Source organism: Streptococcus australis (assembly GCF_015553625.1).
Classification (GTDB): domain Bacteria; phylum Bacillota; class Bacilli; order Lactobacillales; family Streptococcaceae; genus Streptococcus; species Streptococcus australis_B.
Map to the genome: position 1 here is coordinate 110,048 of NZ_JADNGY010000006.1, position 18,461 is coordinate 128,508.

17 protein-coding genes are annotated in these 18,461 nt (G+C 42.5%); 15 read left to right on the forward strand and 2 right to left on the reverse strand.

Translation table 11 applies throughout. From position 1 onward, the window contains the following. Position 1: 1 nt before the first annotated feature. The 7 genes from I2D56_RS06740 (at position 2) to I2D56_RS06770 (ending at position 6,938) form a co-directional block, all read left to right on the forward strand. Positions 2 to 601, forward strand: coding sequence for a response regulator transcription factor (locus tag I2D56_RS06740; protein ID WP_120701243.1), 600 nt, complete (start codon positions 2 to 4; stop codon positions 599 to 601). 341 nt (positions 602 to 942) lie between these two features. Further along, entirely contained in the window at positions 943 to 2,643 is a 1,701-nt protein-coding gene (locus tag I2D56_RS06745) for an acetolactate synthase large subunit (protein ID WP_048788759.1), read from the forward strand. After that, positions 2,636 to 3,112 (forward strand): acetolactate synthase small subunit, encoded by a 477-nt coding sequence (gene ilvN, locus I2D56_RS06750; protein ID WP_006594976.1) that lies wholly within the window; start codon positions 2,636 to 2,638, stop codon positions 3,110 to 3,112. Before I2D56_RS06745 ends, ilvN begins: the two co-directional genes overlap by 8 nt. A 64-nt stretch (positions 3,113 to 3,176) precedes the next feature. Then, positions 3,177 to 4,199, forward strand: a complete 1,023-nt coding sequence (gene ilvC / locus I2D56_RS06755) for a ketol-acid reductoisomerase (protein ID WP_023027688.1) — start codon at positions 3,177 to 3,179, stop codon at positions 4,197 to 4,199. A gap of 215 nt (positions 4,200 to 4,414) precedes the next feature. Continuing rightward, entirely contained in the window at positions 4,415 to 5,665 is a 1,251-nt protein-coding gene (gene ilvA, locus I2D56_RS06760) for a threonine ammonia-lyase IlvA (RefSeq protein WP_195324786.1), read from the forward strand. A 60-nt stretch (positions 5,666 to 5,725) separates the two neighbouring features. Next, positions 5,726 to 6,613: an SPFH domain-containing protein gene (locus I2D56_RS06765; protein ID WP_023022202.1), complete on the forward strand. Its 888-nt coding sequence runs from the start codon at positions 5,726 to 5,728 to the stop codon at positions 6,611 to 6,613. A gap of 109 nt (positions 6,614 to 6,722) precedes the next feature. Next, positions 6,723 to 6,938, forward strand: coding sequence for a hypothetical protein (locus I2D56_RS06770; protein ID WP_006594972.1), 216 nt, complete (start codon positions 6,723 to 6,725; stop codon positions 6,936 to 6,938). A 195-nt stretch (positions 6,939 to 7,133) separates the two neighbouring features. On the opposite strand, the gene I2D56_RS06775 is transcribed toward I2D56_RS06770, so the two are convergent. Continuing rightward, the gene (locus I2D56_RS06775) at positions 7,134 to 7,874 is read right to left on the reverse strand and encodes an amino acid ABC transporter ATP-binding protein (protein WP_009732258.1); all 741 of its coding nucleotides are present in this window, start codon (positions 7,872 to 7,874) and stop codon (positions 7,134 to 7,136) included. Beyond that, positions 7,874 to 9,436 (reverse strand): ABC transporter substrate-binding protein/permease, encoded by a 1,563-nt coding sequence (locus I2D56_RS06780; protein WP_129270470.1) that lies wholly within the window; start codon positions 9,434 to 9,436, stop codon positions 7,874 to 7,876. The genes I2D56_RS06775 and I2D56_RS06780 overlap by 1 nt, the downstream gene beginning before the upstream one ends. Before the next feature lie 120 nt (positions 9,437 to 9,556). Here I2D56_RS06780 and I2D56_RS06785 point away from each other — a divergent pair, with 120 nt between their 5' ends. The 8 genes from I2D56_RS06785 (at position 9,557) to sufU (ending at position 18,339) form a co-directional block, all read left to right on the forward strand. After that, a complete protein-coding gene (locus tag I2D56_RS06785; protein WP_195348243.1) occupies positions 9,557 to 11,464 on the forward strand; it encodes a DUF2207 domain-containing protein in 1,908 nt (635 codons plus the stop codon). A gap of 160 nt (positions 11,465 to 11,624) precedes the next feature. Then, a complete protein-coding gene (locus I2D56_RS06790) occupies positions 11,625 to 12,461 on the forward strand; it encodes an undecaprenyl-diphosphate phosphatase (protein ID WP_023022205.1) in 837 nt (278 codons plus the stop codon). 166 nt (positions 12,462 to 12,627) lie between these two features. After that, positions 12,628 to 13,374: an adaptor protein MecA gene (gene mecA, locus I2D56_RS06795; protein WP_195348244.1), complete on the forward strand. Its 747-nt coding sequence runs from the start codon at positions 12,628 to 12,630 to the stop codon at positions 13,372 to 13,374. Beyond that, entirely contained in the window at positions 13,371 to 14,528 is a 1,158-nt protein-coding gene (locus I2D56_RS06800; protein WP_195348245.1) for a glycosyltransferase family 4 protein, read from the forward strand. Before mecA ends, I2D56_RS06800 begins: the two co-directional genes overlap by 4 nt. 86 nt (positions 14,529 to 14,614) lie before the next feature. Beyond that, positions 14,615 to 15,385, forward strand: a complete 771-nt coding sequence (sufC, locus tag I2D56_RS06805) for a Fe-S cluster assembly ATPase SufC (RefSeq protein ID WP_023022208.1) — start codon at positions 14,615 to 14,617, stop codon at positions 15,383 to 15,385. A gap of 41 nt (positions 15,386 to 15,426) precedes the next feature. Beyond that, the gene (gene sufD, locus I2D56_RS06810; protein ID WP_195348246.1) at positions 15,427 to 16,689 is read left to right on the forward strand and encodes a Fe-S cluster assembly protein SufD; all 1,263 of its coding nucleotides are present in this window, start codon (positions 15,427 to 15,429) and stop codon (positions 16,687 to 16,689) included. Positions 16,690 to 16,691: 2 nt separating this feature from the next. Next, a complete protein-coding gene (locus I2D56_RS06815; protein WP_195348247.1) occupies positions 16,692 to 17,918 on the forward strand; it encodes a cysteine desulfurase in 1,227 nt (408 codons plus the stop codon). Further along, the gene (gene sufU, locus I2D56_RS06820; protein ID WP_195348248.1) at positions 17,905 to 18,339 is read left to right on the forward strand and encodes a Fe-S cluster assembly sulfur transfer protein SufU; all 435 of its coding nucleotides are present in this window, start codon (positions 17,905 to 17,907) and stop codon (positions 18,337 to 18,339) included. Before I2D56_RS06815 ends, sufU begins: the two co-directional genes overlap by 14 nt. The last annotated feature ends 122 nt before the right edge of the window (positions 18,340 to 18,461 follow it).

Consider the following 18,461-nt stretch of genomic DNA (forward strand, 5'->3'; position numbering starts at 1 on the left):
GATGCGCTTATTAGTTGCTGAAGACCAAAGTATGTTACGCGATGCCCTCTGTCAGCTCTTGCTTTTGCAAGAGGATGTAGAAGAAGTCTTGCAGGCTGGAGACGGGCAAGAAGCTATTCGCTTACTCGAAACCCATCCAGTCGATATTGCTATCTTAGATATTGAGATGCCCATCAAAACAGGGCTAGAAGTGTTGGAATGGGCCAAAAGTCAACAACCCCAGCTCAAGGTTGTCATCGTTACCACCTTTAAGCGGCCGGGTTACTTTGAGCGGGCCCTGAAGGCTGGAGTCGATGCCTATGTCTTAAAAGAACGCCGCATCACGGACTTGATGGCTACTCTTCATACGGTTTTGGCAGGTCAAAAAGAATATTCTCCTGAATTAATGGAGGGAATCTTGACCCATCCCAATCCTCTAAGTTCTCAGGAGCAAGCAGTCCTAAAAGAAGTCGCCAAAGGAGCTTCCAACCAAGAAATTGCTGATCGATTATTTCTCTCTAACGGGACCATCCGCAATTATATGTCAGCCATTCTGACCAAGTTAAATGCAGAGAATCGGACTGAGGCAGCAAAGATTGCCCAAGAAAAGGGTTGGTTATAAGGAAGAAAAGAGAGTGGGACAGAAATCGGTAATTGGTTAGAATTCGATTTCGTCGTCCCACCTCCGCACAGTTGAGTAGGGCTGTAAAAGCTGATGAAATCAGCGTAGTAGAGCCCACTCAACCACTGCGTCTTGCTCGACAATCCAAAGACAATTGAGAGGCTAGGACTTTTGTCCCAGCCTCTTTTTTGATTAGATTTGTCAATTTTTTAGGAGAGCTCTCATTATTCGGATTTGGATAGAAAATTCAGAAAATTTGTGATTTTTACTTGAAATATTTTCCAAAAATGATATGATAGTAGCATGCTCATTTGATAATCAAAGAAACAGAAAGGAGAGACATGGAGAAAATTACCTTAGAAACTGCAAAGACAGGTTCAGAGCTTGTGCTAGAAACGCTTCGAGATCTTGGGATTGATACCATTTTTGGGTACCCAGGTGGAGCGGTTTTGCCCCTTTACGATGCTATTTATAGTTTTAAAGGGATCAAACACATTCTTGGTCGACATGAACAAGGGTGTTTGCATGAAGCGGAAGGCTACGCCAAATCAACTGGAAAGTTGGGTGTCGCAGTCGTCACTAGTGGACCTGGGGCAACCAATGCCATTACAGGTATTGCTGACGCCATGAGTGATAGTGTCCCTCTTCTTGTATTTACTGGACAGGTCAACCGTTCCGGTATCGGGAAGGATGCCTTCCAAGAGGCAGATATTGTTGGGATTACCATGCCGATCACCAAGTACAATTACCAAGTACGAGAGACAGCAGATATTCCACGGATTATTACTGAAGCGGTCCATATTGCGACAACTGGTCGTCCAGGCCCTGTCGTCATTGACCTTCCAAAAGATGTCTCTGCCTTAGAAACAGATTATGTATTCAACCCAGCAATCAACATTCCAAGTTACCAACCGACCATTGAGCCAAATGAATTGCAGATTAAGAAAATCTTGAAGCAATTGGGCAAGGCTAAGAAACCAGTCCTTTTGGCTGGGGGTGGCGTTAGCTATGCGGAAGCGGCAGAAGAATTGGTAGCCTTAGCAGAACGCTATCAGATCCCTGTAGTGACTAGCCTTTTAGGTCAGGGAACGATTGCGACAAACCATCCTCTCTTCCTTGGAATGGGTGGGATGCACGGATCCTTTGCGGCCAACATTGCCATGACCGAAGCGGATTTCATGATCAGTATTGGCTGTCGTTTCGATGACCGTCTGACAGGAAATCCAAAGACCTTTGCGAAGAATGCCAAAGTCGCTCATATTGATATTGACCCAGCAGAGATTGGTAAAATCATTGCAGTCGATATTCCCGTCGTTGGCGATGCGAAGAAAGCTCTACAACAATTGTTGGCAGAGCCAGTCGTTCACAACAATACGGAGAAATGGATCGAGAAGGTCACAAAAGATAAGAACCGGGTTCGTTCTTACGATAAGAAAGAACGCGTGGTCCAACCCCAAGCAGTTATTGAACGCGTGGGTGAGTTGACCAAGGGGGATGCCATCGTCGTGACAGACGTTGGCCAACACCAAATGTGGGCAGCTCAGTACTACCCATATCAAAACGAACGGCAATTAGTGACTTCTGGTGGTCTAGGGACCATGGGATTCGGTGTACCAGCTGCAATTGGTGCTAAGATTGCCAATCCAGACAAAGAAGTCGTGCTCTTTGTCGGAGATGGTGGCTTCCAGATGACCAACCAAGAATTGGCAATCTTGAATGTTTACAAGATTCCGATCAAGGTCATCATGCTCAATAACCATTCACTTGGGATGGTTCGGCAGTGGCAAGAAGCCTTCTATGATGGACGAACATCAGAGTCCGTCTTTGAAACCTTGCCAGACTTCCAATTGATGGCGCAAGCCTATGGGATTAAGAACTACAAATTTGACAATCCCGAGACCCTCGAGAAGGATTTGGAAGTCATTACCGAAGATGTACCAATGTTCATCGAGATTGACATTTCTCGGAAAGAACACGTTCTACCAATGGTACCAGCTGGTAAGAGCAATCATGAGATGTTGGGGGTGAAGTTTAATGCGTAGAATGTTAACAGCCAAACTTCAAAACCGGTCTGGGGTTCTCAACCGCTTTACCGGTGTCTTGTCTAGACGACAAGTCAACATTGAGAGCATCTCAGTGGGAGCGACAGAAAATCCGAATGTATCGCGGATTACCATCATCATCGATGTTGCATCTCATGATGAAGTCGAACAAATCATCAAGCAACTCAATCGCCAGGTCGATGTAATTCGCGTCCGAGACATTACAGATAAACCTCACCTAGAGCGTGAAGTTATTCTGATCAAGGTCTCTGCACCAGCAGAGAAACGAGCAGAATTGTTGGCTATTATCCAGCCCTTCCGCGCGACTGTGGTTGACGTGGCTCCAAGCTCCATCACCGTGCAGATGACAGGAAATGCAGAGAAGAACGAAGCTCTCTTGCGTGTCATTCGTCCTTATGGGATTAAAAATGTCGCACGGACTGGTGCAACTGGCTTTACCCGCGATTAAAATCCAACCTAAATTTGTTAAAACAGCCTAAGAGGCAATAAAAATAGAAAAGAGAGAAAAAACTATGGCAGTTCAAATGGAATACGAAAAAGATGTAAAAGTAGCAGCACTTGACGGTAAAAAAATCGCCGTTATCGGTTATGGCTCACAAGGTCATGCCCACGCTCAAAACTTGCGTGACTCAGGTCATGATGTGATTATCGGTGTACGTCCAGGTAAATCTTTTGATAAAGCAAAAGAAGATGGTTTTGATACTTACACAGTAGCAGAAGCAACTAAATTGGCTGATGTCATCATGATCTTGGCTCCAGACGAAATCCAACAAGAATTGTACGAAGCAGAAATTGCTCCAAACTTGGAAGCTGGTAATGCTGTTGGATTTGCACATGGTTTCAACATCCACTTCGAATTCATCAAAGTTCCTGCAGATGTAGATGTCTTCATGTGTGCGCCTAAAGGACCTGGTCACTTGGTACGTCGTACGTATGAAGAAGGATTTGGTGTTCCTGCGCTTTACGCTGTCTACCAAGATGCTACAGGAAATGCTAAAGATATCGCTATGGACTGGTGTAAAGGTGTTGGTTCAGCACGTGTTGGTCTTTTGGAAACAACATACAAAGAAGAAACTGAAGAAGATTTGTTTGGTGAACAAGCCGTTCTCTGTGGTGGTTTGACTGCCCTTATCGAAGCAGGTTTTGAAGTCTTGACGGAAGCTGGATACGCTCCAGAATTGGCTTACTTTGAAGTACTTCACGAAATGAAACTCATCGTTGACTTGATCTACGAAGGTGGATTCAAGAAAATGCGTCAATCAATTTCAAACACTGCTGAATACGGTGACTATGTGTCAGGTCCACGTGTCATCACTGAACAAGTGAAAGAAAACATGAAAGCCGTTCTTGCGGATATCCAAAATGGTAAATTCGCCAACGACTTTGTGAACGACTACAAAGCTGGTCGTCCAAAATTGACTGCTTACCGTGAACAAGCGGCTAACCTTGAAATCGAAAAAGTTGGTGCTGAATTGCGTAAAGCAATGCCATTCGTTGGAAAAAATGACGACGACGCCTTTAAAATCTATAACTAATGAGGTGATGGTGAAGTTGGGAGAAATCCCAACTTCTTTTTCATCAATAGCAGAGATGGATTGGAAGGTATTTTCAACCATTTAGCAGAATCTGTATGAAGAGACGTGGCATATCGAACATTTTGGGTGATTTTTCTGAAAATTTGGAAAACACGCTGAAATTTTTGCAGTCTTTTGATATAATTAGATGAAATAAGGAGAAGAAGAGGAAGACCATGATAACATCGAAAGATATCATAAAAGCCCACAAGGTCTTAAAGGGTGTGGTTGTTGAGACTCCCTTAGATTATGATCATTATTTATCCGAAAAGTATGGAGCAAAAATCTATTTAAAGAAGGAAAATGCGCAACGGGTTCGTTCCTTTAAGATTCGTGGAGCCTACTACGCGATTTCTCAGTTACATGCGAAAGAGAGAGAACGAGGAGTGGTCTGTGCCTCAGCGGGCAACCACGCTCAAGGAGTTGCCTACACCTGCCGGGAGATGAAAATCCCAGCGACCATCTTTATGCCGATTACGACACCTCAGCAAAAGATTAGCCAGGTTCGTTTCTTCGGTGGAGAATATGTGACCATTAAATTAGTAGGAGATACTTTTGATGCTTCTTCTAAGGCTGCGCAGGAATATACCGAGCTTAAAAACTGTACCTTCATTGATCCATTTGATGATGCCAATGTCCAAGCAGGTCAAGGAACTGTAGCCTACGAAATTCTAGAGGAAGCTAAAAAAGAGTCCATCGACTTCGATGCGGTGTTAGTACCAGTTGGTGGAGGTGGCCTCATCGCCGGAGTATCTACCTATATCAAGGAACAAGCGCCGGACATCGAGGTTATTGGAATTGAAGCAGATGGGGCTCGGTCGATGAAGGCAGCCTTTGAAGCTGGAGGCCCGGTAAAACTCAAACAGATTGATAAGTTTGCGGATGGGATTGCTGTTCAAAAGGTAGGCCAGTTGACTTATGAGGCAACGAAAAAAAATGTTGAGACCTTGATTGGCGTCAACGAGGGCTTGATCTCTGAGACCTTGATTGATCTTTATTCTAAGCAAGGCTTGGTTGCAGAACCAGCTGGAGCTGCCAGTGTAGCGGCTTTAGAAGTGTTGAGAGAGTATATCAAAGGAAAGACCATTTGCTGTGTGATTTCTGGGGGGAACAATGATATTAACCGGATGCCAGAGATGGAAGAGCGAGCTTTGATCTATGATGGTATCAAACACTACTTTATCGTCAACTTCCCGCAACGTCCAGGAGCTCTTCGAGAATTTGTAAATGATATCTTAGGACCAAATGACGATATCACGCGGTTTGAGTACATCAAACGAGCAAGTAAGGGGACTGGCCCAGTCTTGATTGGGGTTGCTTTGGCAGATAAGCATGACTATGCAGGTCTGATCAATCGGATTGAACAATTTGACCCTTCTTTCATTAACCTAAATGGAAATGAAACCCTCTATAACATGTTGGTATGATGGCTTCTTTAACAAAGAGTCACTTCAAAAAAGTAATAAAATATAAAGGAGAATCAGGAAATGATTTGGATTTTTCTATTGGCTATTCTAGTAGTTGGAGCTACTGTATTCATTAGCTCACTCTATGTGGTGAAACAACAATCTGTTGCGATTATTGAGCGTTTTGGACGCTACCAAAAGATCAGCAACAGTGGGATTCATGTCCGTGCACCATTTGGTATCGATAAAATTGCTGCACGTGTGCAATTGCGTCTCTTGCAAAGCGAGATTGTGGTCGAAACTAAGACACAAGATAACGTATTCGTTACCATGAATGTCGCAACACAATACCGTGTAAATGAAAACAATGTAACGGATGCTTACTACAAATTGATGCGCCCAGAAGCTCAGATCAAATCTTACATCGAAGATGCTCTGCGCTCATCTGTTCCAAAGTTGACCTTGGATGAATTGTTTGAGAAAAAGGATGAAATCGCCCTTGAGGTTCAAAAACAAGTAGCTGAAGAAATGTCAACCTACGGGTATATCATTGTAAAAACCTTGATTACCAAGGTTGAACCAGATGCGGAAGTCAAGCAGTCAATGAATGAGATCAACGCTGCTCAACGGAAACGTGTGGCTGCTCAAGAATTGGCTGAAGCGGACAAGATTAAAATTGTTACCGCAGCCGAAGCGGAGGCTGAAAAAGATCGCCTTCACGGGGTCGGGATTGCAGAGCAACGGAAGGCCATTGTAGATGGTTTGGCAGATTCTATCAAGGAATTGAAAGACACCAATGTGAATTTGACAGAAGAACAGATTATGTCGATTCTCTTGACCAACCAATATTTGGATACTTTGAATAATTTTGCAGAAAAACAAGGTACCAATACCCTCTTCTTACCAGCAAATCCGGATGGCGTAGAGAATATTCGCACCCAAATCCTCTCAGCTTTAAAAGCTAAATAACAAAATATCTGACTTTTTTAAAATTGTTCGTATTTTCAGCTATTATGGTTGACAAAATATGCAAAAAATTTTATATTAGTATTGGAAATAATAATATAGGAGAAGAATCATGGCTAAATCGAACTTCGAAAAAGTGGAATCAGTTGTTGGTTGGGTACGTGATAAAAAGATCACTGGCTATCGTATCAGTAAAGAAACGAACGCCCGTGAAATGTCTATCATTGCACTTGCGCAAGGTCGTGCAAAAGTGAAAAACATTTCGTTTGAAACTGCGCTTGGCTTGATCGATTTTTATGATAAGAATCATCAAAAATTCGAAAATTAAACTTAGATATAAAAAAGAAGGGAAAAAGCTTCCCTTCTTTTTATATAGTATAAATCAGGATATCGTAGGAAAGTATCACTAGATTTCTTCATATCTATCAAAGGATTTCAACAAGTTTATGTGTGGAATCGAGCTTTCAATTGATGGTATTTAAAAACTCCCTCATCGGAAGGATTTCCAGTGAGGGAGTTTGTTTTAGTTTAAGAAACGTTGTAAGAATTCTTTGGTCCGTTCTTCTTTTGGATTGGTAAAGATTTCTTTAGGATCACCTTGTTCAGCGATGACCCCCTTGTCCATAAAGATAACACGACTTGAGACGTCTCGTGCAAATTCCATTTCGTGGGTGACCACGATCATGGTTAAGCCTTCTTTGGCTAAGTCTTGCATAATTTTAAGCACTTCTCCGACCATTTCAGGGTCCAGAGCAGAGGTTGGTTCATCGAACAAAATGGCATCAGGATCCATAGAGAGAGCACGAGCGATAGCGACCCGTTGTTTTTGCCCTCCTGAAAGTTGTTTTGGACGAGCAGCCCAATAAGGTTCTCCCATACCAACTTTCTCTAAATTCGCTTTAGCAATCTTCTCTGCCGTTTCTCTGTCCCGTTTTAGGACAGTTGTTTGAGCGACAATGGTGTTTTCTAAGACATTTAAGTTTTCAAATAGGTTGAAGCTTTGGAACACCATGCCCAATTTTTCCCGATAGTGGGTGAGATCGTAATCAGGATCGAGAACGTTTTGCCCCCGGTAGAGGATTTCCCCATCAGTCGGTGTCTCTAAGAGATTGATGGAGCGAAGGAAGGTAGATTTCCCACTACCAGAGCTCCCAATGATAGAGATTACTTCACCCTTCTCAACTGAAAGAGAGATGTCCTTCAAAACTTCGTTTTGACCGTAGGATTTTTTTAAGTGTTTGATTTCAAGTATTTTTTCTGCCATTATTTCACCTCTTTGACTTGCATTTGATTGGCACCTGTAGTATAGGTATCAGAATCTAAGCGACGTTCGATATAACGAAGGATACGGGTGATAGTGAAAGTCAGGATAAAGTAAATAACCGCAATAATAGTAAAGGTTGGGAAGTATTGGTAGTTTTGAGTTGCGACCGTATTTCCTGTAAAGTAAAGTTCGACCACGGAGATAACATTCAAGACAGATGTATCCTTGATGTTAATGACAAATTCATTCCCTGTCGCTGGCAAGATATTGCGAATAACTTGAGGAAGGACGACCTTGCGCATGGTTTGTCCATGGGTCATTCCTAGAGCAGTTGCTGCTTCAAACTGACCAGTATCCACTGCTAAGATTCCTCCACGAACAATCTCGCTCATATAAGCCCCTGTATTGATCGAAACAATAAAGATGGCGGCCCAGGTACGATCCAAGGAAATGTTGAAGGCTTGGGCGGAACCGTAGAAAATAACCATGGATTGAACGATCATCGGAGTTCCACGGAAGATCTCAATGTAGACATTGAGGAACCAACCAAAGAATGATTGCAAGGCAGCGACGGCCTTGTTCTTAGACATAGGCGCAGTCCGGAAGACACCGATTAACAAACCGATAATCAAACCAGCAATGGTTCCCGTCATGGAGATGAGGAGGGTCATACCAGTTCCACGTAAGAACTGTGGGCCATTATCTTTCAAAATCTTTATCATTTGGCTGAAGAAAGTCTGCTCATCATCGCTAGCATCGCTGGAAGCTGGTTGCTTCTTGATCATATCATCCATGAGTTTGACTTGGTCTTCAGATGAGATTTTCGCTAGTGCTGCATTGACTTGGTCAAGTCTAGCGTCACCCTTCTTCATCCCGATAGCGATGGTCGCATCTTCTTCCCCAACTTCAAATCCTTTTTTGAATTGGATCATCTTAAATTTTGAATTAGCGGACTCAGCTGTCAAGGCTTCTGGACGCTCAGAAACATAGGCATCGATAACACCAGATTCTAAAGCTTGACGCATTTGAGCAAAGTCTCCCATCGCAGTTTCTTGTTTTGCACCCTTGAGTTGGGAGATGAGCGAGTAGAGGTAGACCCCTTGTTGAGAGGTGACCTTGGCATCCTTAAAGTCATCTAAACTAGTGGCATTCGCATAGTTTCCATCTTTGCGGACCAGCATGACTGGCTCACTAGTATAGTAGCTATTAGAAAAGGCAACCTCTTTTTTGCGCTCAGCAGTAGGACTCATCCCGGCGATGATCATATCGATTTTCCCAGAAGTGAGGGCTGGAATTAGTCCGTTCCAAGATGTTTTTACGATCAGAGGTTTTTTACCTAGTCCCTCAGCAACTTTTTTGGCGATTTGAACATCGTAACCATTGGCATATTGGTTGGTGCCATCAATCTTTACGGCTCCATTTGAATCATCTTCTTGAGTCCAGTTGAAAGGAGCATACGCAGCCTCCATTCCAATCCGGAGATACTCATCTGCTTGGACAATATGGCTCATTCCCAGACATAAAAGTAGTCCGGTAAAGAGAGCATAAATTGTTTTTTTCATGTAGTCTCCTCTTCCTTTATAAATAGTATCATCTTATTGTACAGGAAATTGGTCTACTTTTCAAACCTGATAACCTTTTCATGAAAAAATGCTATAATAAACCAAAGGAGTATAGGGGAAATGAAAAAAATTCTGTATGTTCTATTGGCAGTGATGGCCTGTCTATTTATAACAGGTTTTGTAAAAGCGGATGGTCCTTCCTATGAGGTTCAGTCTTATCGGGGGACTCTTACCTTGGAAACTTGGGACGATGCTACCTATGAGGAAGAATTGGTCTATCATTTTACAACTTCCTATAATGGTCAATATGTCAGCCTGGGAAGTGCTGGTAAAATGCCTCAAGGTTTTGAAATAGTAATTCCTCCTTTGGTGGAAGTGGAAGGTAGAACCTTGTCGCAAGAACCAGAAGTTCAAAATTTAGGCGATGGTTATCAGGTAAAGATTTATAACGGCGGAAGTGCAGGGGATACTGTCAAGATAAAGGTTACCTGGCGCTTAAAAAACCTGCTCTATGTTCACCAAGATATCCTATTATTGAACTGGAAACCAATCAGTGATGGGGATCAAGAGGTCAAAAAAGTAGAGTTACAGGTTATCCCGAAATTTGCTACAGCTGCCTCGAAATCGGAACTGAATATCCATACGGCTTATATGGGGGCTGAGGCAACTGTTCAGAAAGAAGAAGCAAACTATAAGGCTACTCTAGAGAATCTGAAACGAAAAGAAGGTGTTGAGATTTATGCTTACTGGCGGAAATCGGATGTAGCTTCCTTTGGGGAATCCTATCGCGATACAGGTTTGATGGAGGAGTCCAACTATCATCGGACGGAAGCAGGAATTGTTCAAAAACGGACCTGGATTCGCTTATTTATGAAGGTCCTACTCCCAATCCTTATTCTGTTCTTCCTTCTTCTTGCTATTTATTATCGTCATCGATTCATACAATCTGTGACTTCTACCAGAGTTTTCCCGAAAAATAGCCGCTTGTATGAGATTCCAAATGACGTTGCGCCTCTACTAATGGCCTCGATTGTATACTCTACAGAGCTAGATGAGATTTCTCCAACCAAAAAACATGCTCGGGGCGCCTTTAAATTTGATCAGTTGGTGCAAGCAACCTTACTTGATTTGATTGATCGAAAAAATATCATCTGTGAGCAATACGATACTCATACAGTTTTAACGATTCAAAATGAAGATACATTGGATGAATTTGAGCGCGAGTTTCTTAGACTTGCTTTCGGTTCTCAAAAATATTGTAGAACAGATGACTTGTTTTCAGATTATGAAATTTCGGATTCTCTCTATAAATATGCGTCTGAGAAAGAGCAAGATGCCATTCGCAAGAGAGGAAAACAAGCGCAAGATCGGATTGATGCAGCGATTTCTCGTGTCGCTCAGGCAGTTCAACAAAAGATCCAAACCTTTGCCCTTTCTCCTTACTACCGTCCTTTAGAGGTAGGGGAGGAACGTGCAGGTCGTATGTGTCTCTTCTTTGGATGGGCTGCATGGAGCATCGCTTTGGTAGCCGGTCTAATTGCTTATTTCATCTTGAATTGGCTCTCTATCTTTTGTGTGATCTATGTGTTGGTAATGTGGATTCTTCCGGCATCCTTCCAAGGGAAGTTCACCCTCTATCGACGGGATGGAGTCCCAACGGACCTCGGTGCAGAACAGCGCTATTACTGGGATAGCTTCCGTAATATGTTGCGGGATATCGCTCATTTGGAAGAAGCAGAAGTTCAATCGCTGGTTTTATGGAATCGCTTATTAGTCTATGCTACTCTGTTTGGTTTTGCAGATCAAGTAAGTAAAGTGATGAAACTTCGTCAAATCCACTTGGATAACCCAAGTATGGATGCCTATGTCTACACTCCATTTCGTAGTAATCTGATCCATTCCAGCCATCTCTTATCTACTTATGGAACGACCGCGACAACTGCTAGTCATTTTACAGTGTCTTCAAGTGGTAGTTCTGGTGGTGGCTTCTCTGGTGGCGGTGGTGGCGGTGGCTTCGGTGCTTTTTAGAGTCGCACAAGTGCTAGCTAGCTACAGTTGTAGTTACAATTTTAGAGAAGTGAGGTAGGATCTACCTCACTTCTTTTAGTCTATGCATCCTTGCAAGCGCATCTGGTTCTATGGCTAGAAATGTGTTATAATATAGCAAATGTAAGTTTAGGAGAAAAAGATGTTTATCATTGAACTGATAAAAGCGATTCTTTTTGGAATTGTTGAAGGAGTCACAGAGTGGCTTCCAATCTCAAGTACAGGTCATTTGATTTTGATTCAAGACTTTATCCAGTTTAAGGATCAAAATCCTGCCTTTATGGAGATGTTTAATGTCGTGATTCAGCTTGGTGCCATTATGGCTGTTGTCGTGATTTATTTCGACAAGCTTTATCCATTTAAGCCGGGGAAATCGAAAAAAGAGGTGAGACGGACTTGGCAATTGTGGGCCAAGGTTGCTGTAGCGACCCTGCCTTTGCTCTTTGTCTTTAAATTGGATGATTGGTTTGAAGCTCATTTTCATAACTCTTTTTCTGTAGCCATCATGCTGATCACCTATGGGTGGGCCTTTATTTACCTTGAAAAACGGGAGCAAGTGGAGCCGGAAGTGACAGAATTGCACAAGCTACCTTATAAGACAGCTCTCTATATTGGTTTGTTCCAAGTCTTGTCACTTTTTCCAGGAACCAGTCGGTCAGGTGCAACGATTGTAGGTGGTTTGGTCAATGGAGTTAGTCGCTCAGTTGTAACAGAATTTACCTTCTATCTGGGGATTCCTGCCATGTTTGGAGCTAGCCTGTTGAAGGTCGCTAAGTTTGTCTTGGGAGGAAATGCTTTAAGCTTCAGTCAAGGAACGATTCTTTTGGTCGCTATGGCAGTTGCCTTCGGAGTCAGTATGGTAGCGATTCGCTTCTTGACAGATTATGTTAAAACTCATGACTTCACGGTTTTTGGAAAGTATCGGATTGTTTTGGGAGCGATTTTGCTGGTCTATGCAGTGATTAAAATCTTTATCTAATCATGAGATAGGAGTGCTTCTTCTTTCTCTTCAAATGGCTATGTTTGAGGGGGGAGAGGAAGTGCTCTTTTTTTAAGGTTTTTTCATATCTGAGGTGGGGGGTCATGTTTTGAAATATATGTCCCTTTTTAGTATAATAGAAAGACTAATAGTATGAGGTGCAATCATGAAGATGAAGCAAATCAGTGATTCAACCATTAAAATCACGATTCAATTAGAGGATTTAGAAGAACGGGGCATGGAAATGGCCGATTTTTTGGTGCCTCAAGAAAAAACAGAAGAATTTTTCTATACCATCTTAGATGAATTGGAAATGCCAGAAAGCTTCTTAGACAGTGGCATGTTGAGTTTCCGAGTGACTCCTAAGCCAGATAAGCTCGATGTTTTTGTGACCAAATCAAAAATTGATCAACATCTAAATTTTGAAGATTTTTCCGACTTGCCTGATATGGAAGAATTGTCGCAAATGTCTCCGGACGAATTTATCAAAACCTTGGAAAAGACCATCTCTGAAAAGAGTAAGGGAGACGGTGATGCTATTCGTCATTTAGAAGCTGAGGAATTGGCTGATGAAAATCAGCTTTCAGAAGAAGACACACCGAATCATCCACTAGATACACGGTATATTTATTATATCCTCCAGTTTTCTCAGTTAGAAGAAGTGATTCGGTTTACAAAAACAGTTCATTATGCTGTCGAGACTTCGGAACTTTATAAAATGGACGGGATTTACTATTTAACCATCCTGATCGATTTGGAAGGGTGTCCGCAAGATTATCCAGGTTGGCTCTTGGCGACCATGCGTGAATATGCGGAAGATACAGATACTACTAGAGCTGTCCTCCAGGAACATGGTCATCTCTTGCTCGTCTCAGATGCTATTCACGAACTTCAAAAGGTTAATTTGGTATGATTACTTTTCCATTACAATTTATCCTGGTCCTGATTGCAACTTTTTTGATCAGTTTGATTCTAACTCCTTTTGTGAGGTTATTGGCGTTTAAAATAGATGCCGTAGACTATCCGAATGCGCGTCGGATCAATAAGAAACCCATGCCCAGCGCTGGTGGTTTAGCTATTATTCTTGCTTTTACCATTGCGACTTTACTTTTGTTGCCGATGATTACAAAGGGGTATGTAACTAAGACATCTTACCTGACCTATACCATACCAGTTGTTGTCGGAGGATGGATCATTGGCCTGACTGGTTTAGTTGATGATATAAAAGAATTATCACCGCGGTTAAAGATGCTGGGGATTTTCCTAGGATCTAGTGTGATCTGGTTTTTTACAGATTTTCGCTTGGATGATTTTAAGATCCCTTTCGGGGGTCCATTTCTTCATTTTGATCCATGGTTGTCGTATATTTTAACAGTCATTTGGATCATTTCTATTACCAATGCAGTCAACCTAATTGATGGTTTGGATGGCCTGGTCAGTGGAGTTTCGATTATTTCCTTGGTGACGATGGGGATTGTTTCTCATTTCTTTCTCCCAGTGCCCAATCTCTTTTTGACCATGACGATTTTTGTCTTAGTCATGGCCATTGCTGGTTTCTTCCCCTTTAATTATCATCCAGCGATTCTTTATTTAGGAGATACAGGAGCCCTCTTCATTGGTTTTATGATCGCTGTTTTGTCCTTGCAAGGTCTTAAGAATGCAACAGCTGTTGCGGTTGTTACGCCGATGATTATCTTGGGAGTTCCAATTACGGATACCTTTTTAGCAATTGTCCGTCGGACTCTCTCTGGTCAGAAGTTTTATGCACCAGATCGGAATCACTTGCACCATCGTTTACTTTCTTTGGGCTTGACGCATCGCGGAACCGTTTTGGTTATCTATGGAATTTCGATGATTTTTGCTATGATCTCTCTGCTGTTGAATATCTCTACTCGTATCGGCGGAGTTCTTCTTGTCATTGGTTTGGTATTAGGGGTTGAGCTCTTAGCGGAATTAATTGGAGTCCTAGGTCCTCACCATAGTCCGCTTCTCAATTGTTTACGCTATATAGGGAATTCTGCCTATCGAGAGGAAGTTCGACAAAATAGAAAAAACAAGACTAAATAAGAACGATTCTAAACACCAGAAAAGCCTTTTAGGCTTTTTTTTGTTATACTAGATAAGACAAAACTCTATAGCAGAAAGGAATACAAATGTCAGTATTAGAGATTAAAGATCTTCATGTAGAAATTGAAGGCAAGGAAATTTTGAAAGGCGTGAACTTGACCCTTAGAACAGGAGAAATCGCAGCCATTATGGGTCCTAACGGAACAGGGAAATCAACCCTATCTGCAGCCATTATGGGGAATCCAAACTATGAAGTTACCAAAGGTGAAATTCTATTTGATGGAGTAAATATCCTTGAGTTGGAAGTGGATGAGCGTGCTCGTATGGGACTTTTCCTTGCTATGCAATATCCATCAGAAATTCCAGGAATTACCAATGCTGAATTCCTTCGTGCAGCTATGAATGCTGGAAAAGAAGAAGACGAAAAAATTTCTGTTCGTGATTTTATCACAAAATTGGATGAAAAAATGGAACTTCTCAACATGAAGGAAGAAATGGCAGAGCGTTATTTGAATGAAGGCTTCTCAGGTGGTGAGAAAAAACGCAATGAAATTCTGCAATTGTTGATGTTGGAACCGAAGTTTGCCCTTCTTGATGAGATTGACTCTGGTTTAGATATTGATGCCCTTAAAGTGGTTTCAAAAGGGGTCAATGAAATGCGTGGCGAAGGTTTCGGTGCTATGATAATTACCCACTACCAACGTCTCCTAAACTATATTACTCCTGATGTGGTTCACGTGATGATGGAAGGTCGTGTGGTCCTTTCAGGTGGTCCTGAACTTGCTGTGCGTTTGGAACGTGAAGGATACGCGAAATTAGCAGAAGAGTTAGGTTACGACTACAAAGAAGAACTCTAATCTTGTGTCAAAAACTGAACAGGATCTTTGAGGAGGAGTAAATGACCAAAGAAAATATCAAACTTTTTTCAGAAATGCATGCAGAGCCTCAATGGTTGCAAGAGTTGCGCCAGAAGGCTTTTGATAAAATGGATGACTTAGAACTACCCGTGATTGAACGCGTGAAATTTCATCGTTGGAATCTTGGCGATGGAACAATCACAGAAAGTGAGCCCCTTACTGCTGTGCCAGACTTCACTGCGATTGACAATCAATTAAAATTGGTTCAGCATGGAACTCATACAGTATTTGAACAGATTCCAGTTGACTTGGCCAACCAGGGAGTCATCTTTACAGACTTCCACTCAGCCCTGGAAGTAATTCCAGAGGTCGTAGAGGAATTTTTCATGTCATCCGTTAAATATGATGATGACAAGTTGGCAGCCTACCACACAGCCTACTTTAACAGTGGTGCTGTTCTCTATATTCCAGATCATGTAGAAATCGCGGAGCCAATCGAGGGTGTCTTCTACCAGGATAGTGATAGCGATGTGCCATTTAACAAGCACATCTTGATTATCGCTGGTAAGAAAAGCAAGATTAGTTACCTTGAACGGTTAGAGTCACGTGGAGAAGGTAGTGCCAAGGCAACTGCTAATATCACAGTAGAAGTGATTGCACGTTCAGGTGCGCAAGTGAAGTTTGCTGCGATTGATCGTCTTGGTGAGAATGTCACTGCCTATATTAGCCGCCGTGGGAAACTAGGCAAGGATGCTAGCATTGATTGGGCAATCGGTGTCATGAACGAAGGAAATGTCGTTGCTGACTTTGATAGTGACTTGATAGGAAACGGCAGCCATGCAGACCTTAAGGTCGTAGCCCTATCTAGTGGTCGTCAGGTACAAGGGATTGATACCCGCGTAACCAACTATGGTTGCAATTCGGTAGGGAACATTCTCCAACATGGTGTCATTCTTGAAAAGGCAACCTTGACCTTCAACGGGATTGGCCACATTATTAAAGGAGCAAAAGGGGCAGATGCCCAACAAGAAAGCCGTGTATTGATGCTTTCTGATCAAGCTCGTTCCGATGCTAACCCAATTCTTTTGATCGATGAAAATGATGTGACTGCAGGCCATGCAGCTTCTATCGGTCAGGTAGATCCAGAAGACATGTACTACCTCATGAGCCGTGGCTTGGATCAGGCAACTGCAGAACGCCTAGTGGTTCGTGGTTTCCTTGGATCAGTGATTGTGGAGATTCCAGTCAAAGAAGTTCGTGAAGAAATGATCCAAACCATTGAAGATAAATTATTGAAGAGATAAACATGATAGATGTCGAAAAGATTCGGAAAGATTTCCCGATTTTAGATCAAATAGTGAATGATGAGCCGCTTGTCTATTTAGATAATGCAGCGACGACACAAAAACCAAAAGCTGTCTTAGAGGCAGTGAATCGCTATTACCAAGAGGATAACGCCAATGTTCACCGCGGGGTTCATACCTTGGCGGAACGGGCGACCGCATCCTATGAAGCAGCAAGAGAAACTGTCCGTCGTTTTATAAACGCTTCCTCGACCAAAGAGGTCTTATTTACGAGAGGGACTACGACAGGTTTGAACTGGATTGGGCGGTTTGCAGAGGAAATTCTCGAAGAGGGGGATGAGGTCCTCATTTCTATTATGGAACACCATTCCAACATCCTTCCTTGGCAGGAAGCTTGTCGGAAGACAGGGGCGAAGTTGGTCTATGCCTACTTGAAAGACGGTGATCTGGATCTAGAGGATTTCCGAGAAAAATTGACAGATCGAACCAAATTTGTTTCCATTACCCATGCTTCTAACGTTCTCGGGGTGATCAATCCTATCCAGGAACTCGCTCAATTGGCCCATGAAAAAGGAGCCATTATGGTAGTGGATGGGGCCCAATCAGTCCCACATATGAAAATTGATGTTCAAAAACTAGATGCAGACTTCTTTGTCTTTTCCGGACATAAAATGGCTGGACCGACAGGAATTGGAGTCTTGTATGGAAAAGAGCACTATCTTAACCAAATGTCACCTGTTGAATTTGGTGGGGAAATGATTGACTTTGTCTATGAACAATCCGCAACTTGGAAGGAACTCCCTTGGAAATTCGAAGCAGGGACTCCAAATATGGCTGGTGCTATTGGTTTAGCTGTGGCGATTGATTATTTGGAGGCTATTGGCATGGATGCCATTGAGCATCACGAGCAAGACTTGATTGCCTACGTCTTTCCCAAACTTCAAGCAATTGAAGGCTTGAAAATCTATGGCTCCCAAGATTTAGCGAAACGCTCTGGGGTGATTTCCTTCAACTTAGGGAATCTGCATCCTCATGATCTTGCGACTGCCTTGGATTATGAAGGGGTTGCCGTTCGGGCAGGCCACCATTGTGCTCAACCTTTAATCCAGTATTTGGAAGTTCCAGCGACTGCTCGAGCTAGCTTTTATCTCTACAATACAAAGGAAGACTGTGATAAGCTTGTAGAAGCGCTGATAAAAACAAAGGAGTTTTTCAATGGCACTTTCTAAATTAGATAGCCTCTATATGGCTGTAGTAGCTGACCATTCAAAAAATCCCCACCACCATGGAAAGATTGAAGGGGTTGAACAAATCAACTTAAACAATCCAACCTGTGGCGATGTGATTAGTTTGTCTGTTCAGTTTGATGATGAAGGAGTAATCAAGGACATTGCCTTTGTCAACTCAGGTTGTACGATTTCGACGGCTTCTGCTAGTATGATGACGGACGTTGTCCTAGGAAAAACCAAGGAAGAAGTGCTAGAGTTGGCGACTATTTTTTCAGAAATGGTCCAAGGCAAAGAAGATGCCCGTCAAGACCAGTTGGGAGATGCAGCCTTTTTAGCTGGGGTTGCTAAATTTCCACAACGGATCAAGTGCTCGACCCTGGCTTGGAATGCTCTCAAAAAAGCAATCGATGCTCAAGCCTAATGATGAATAAAAGTGATGAAGATTCAAGTCTGTTTTTTAACCGAGCTTCTGGTGAGAAGTGCTATCAACATTCGGTTGCTGATGGTCCAGGCTAGAAAAAGTAATCACATGGAAAGAGCGCT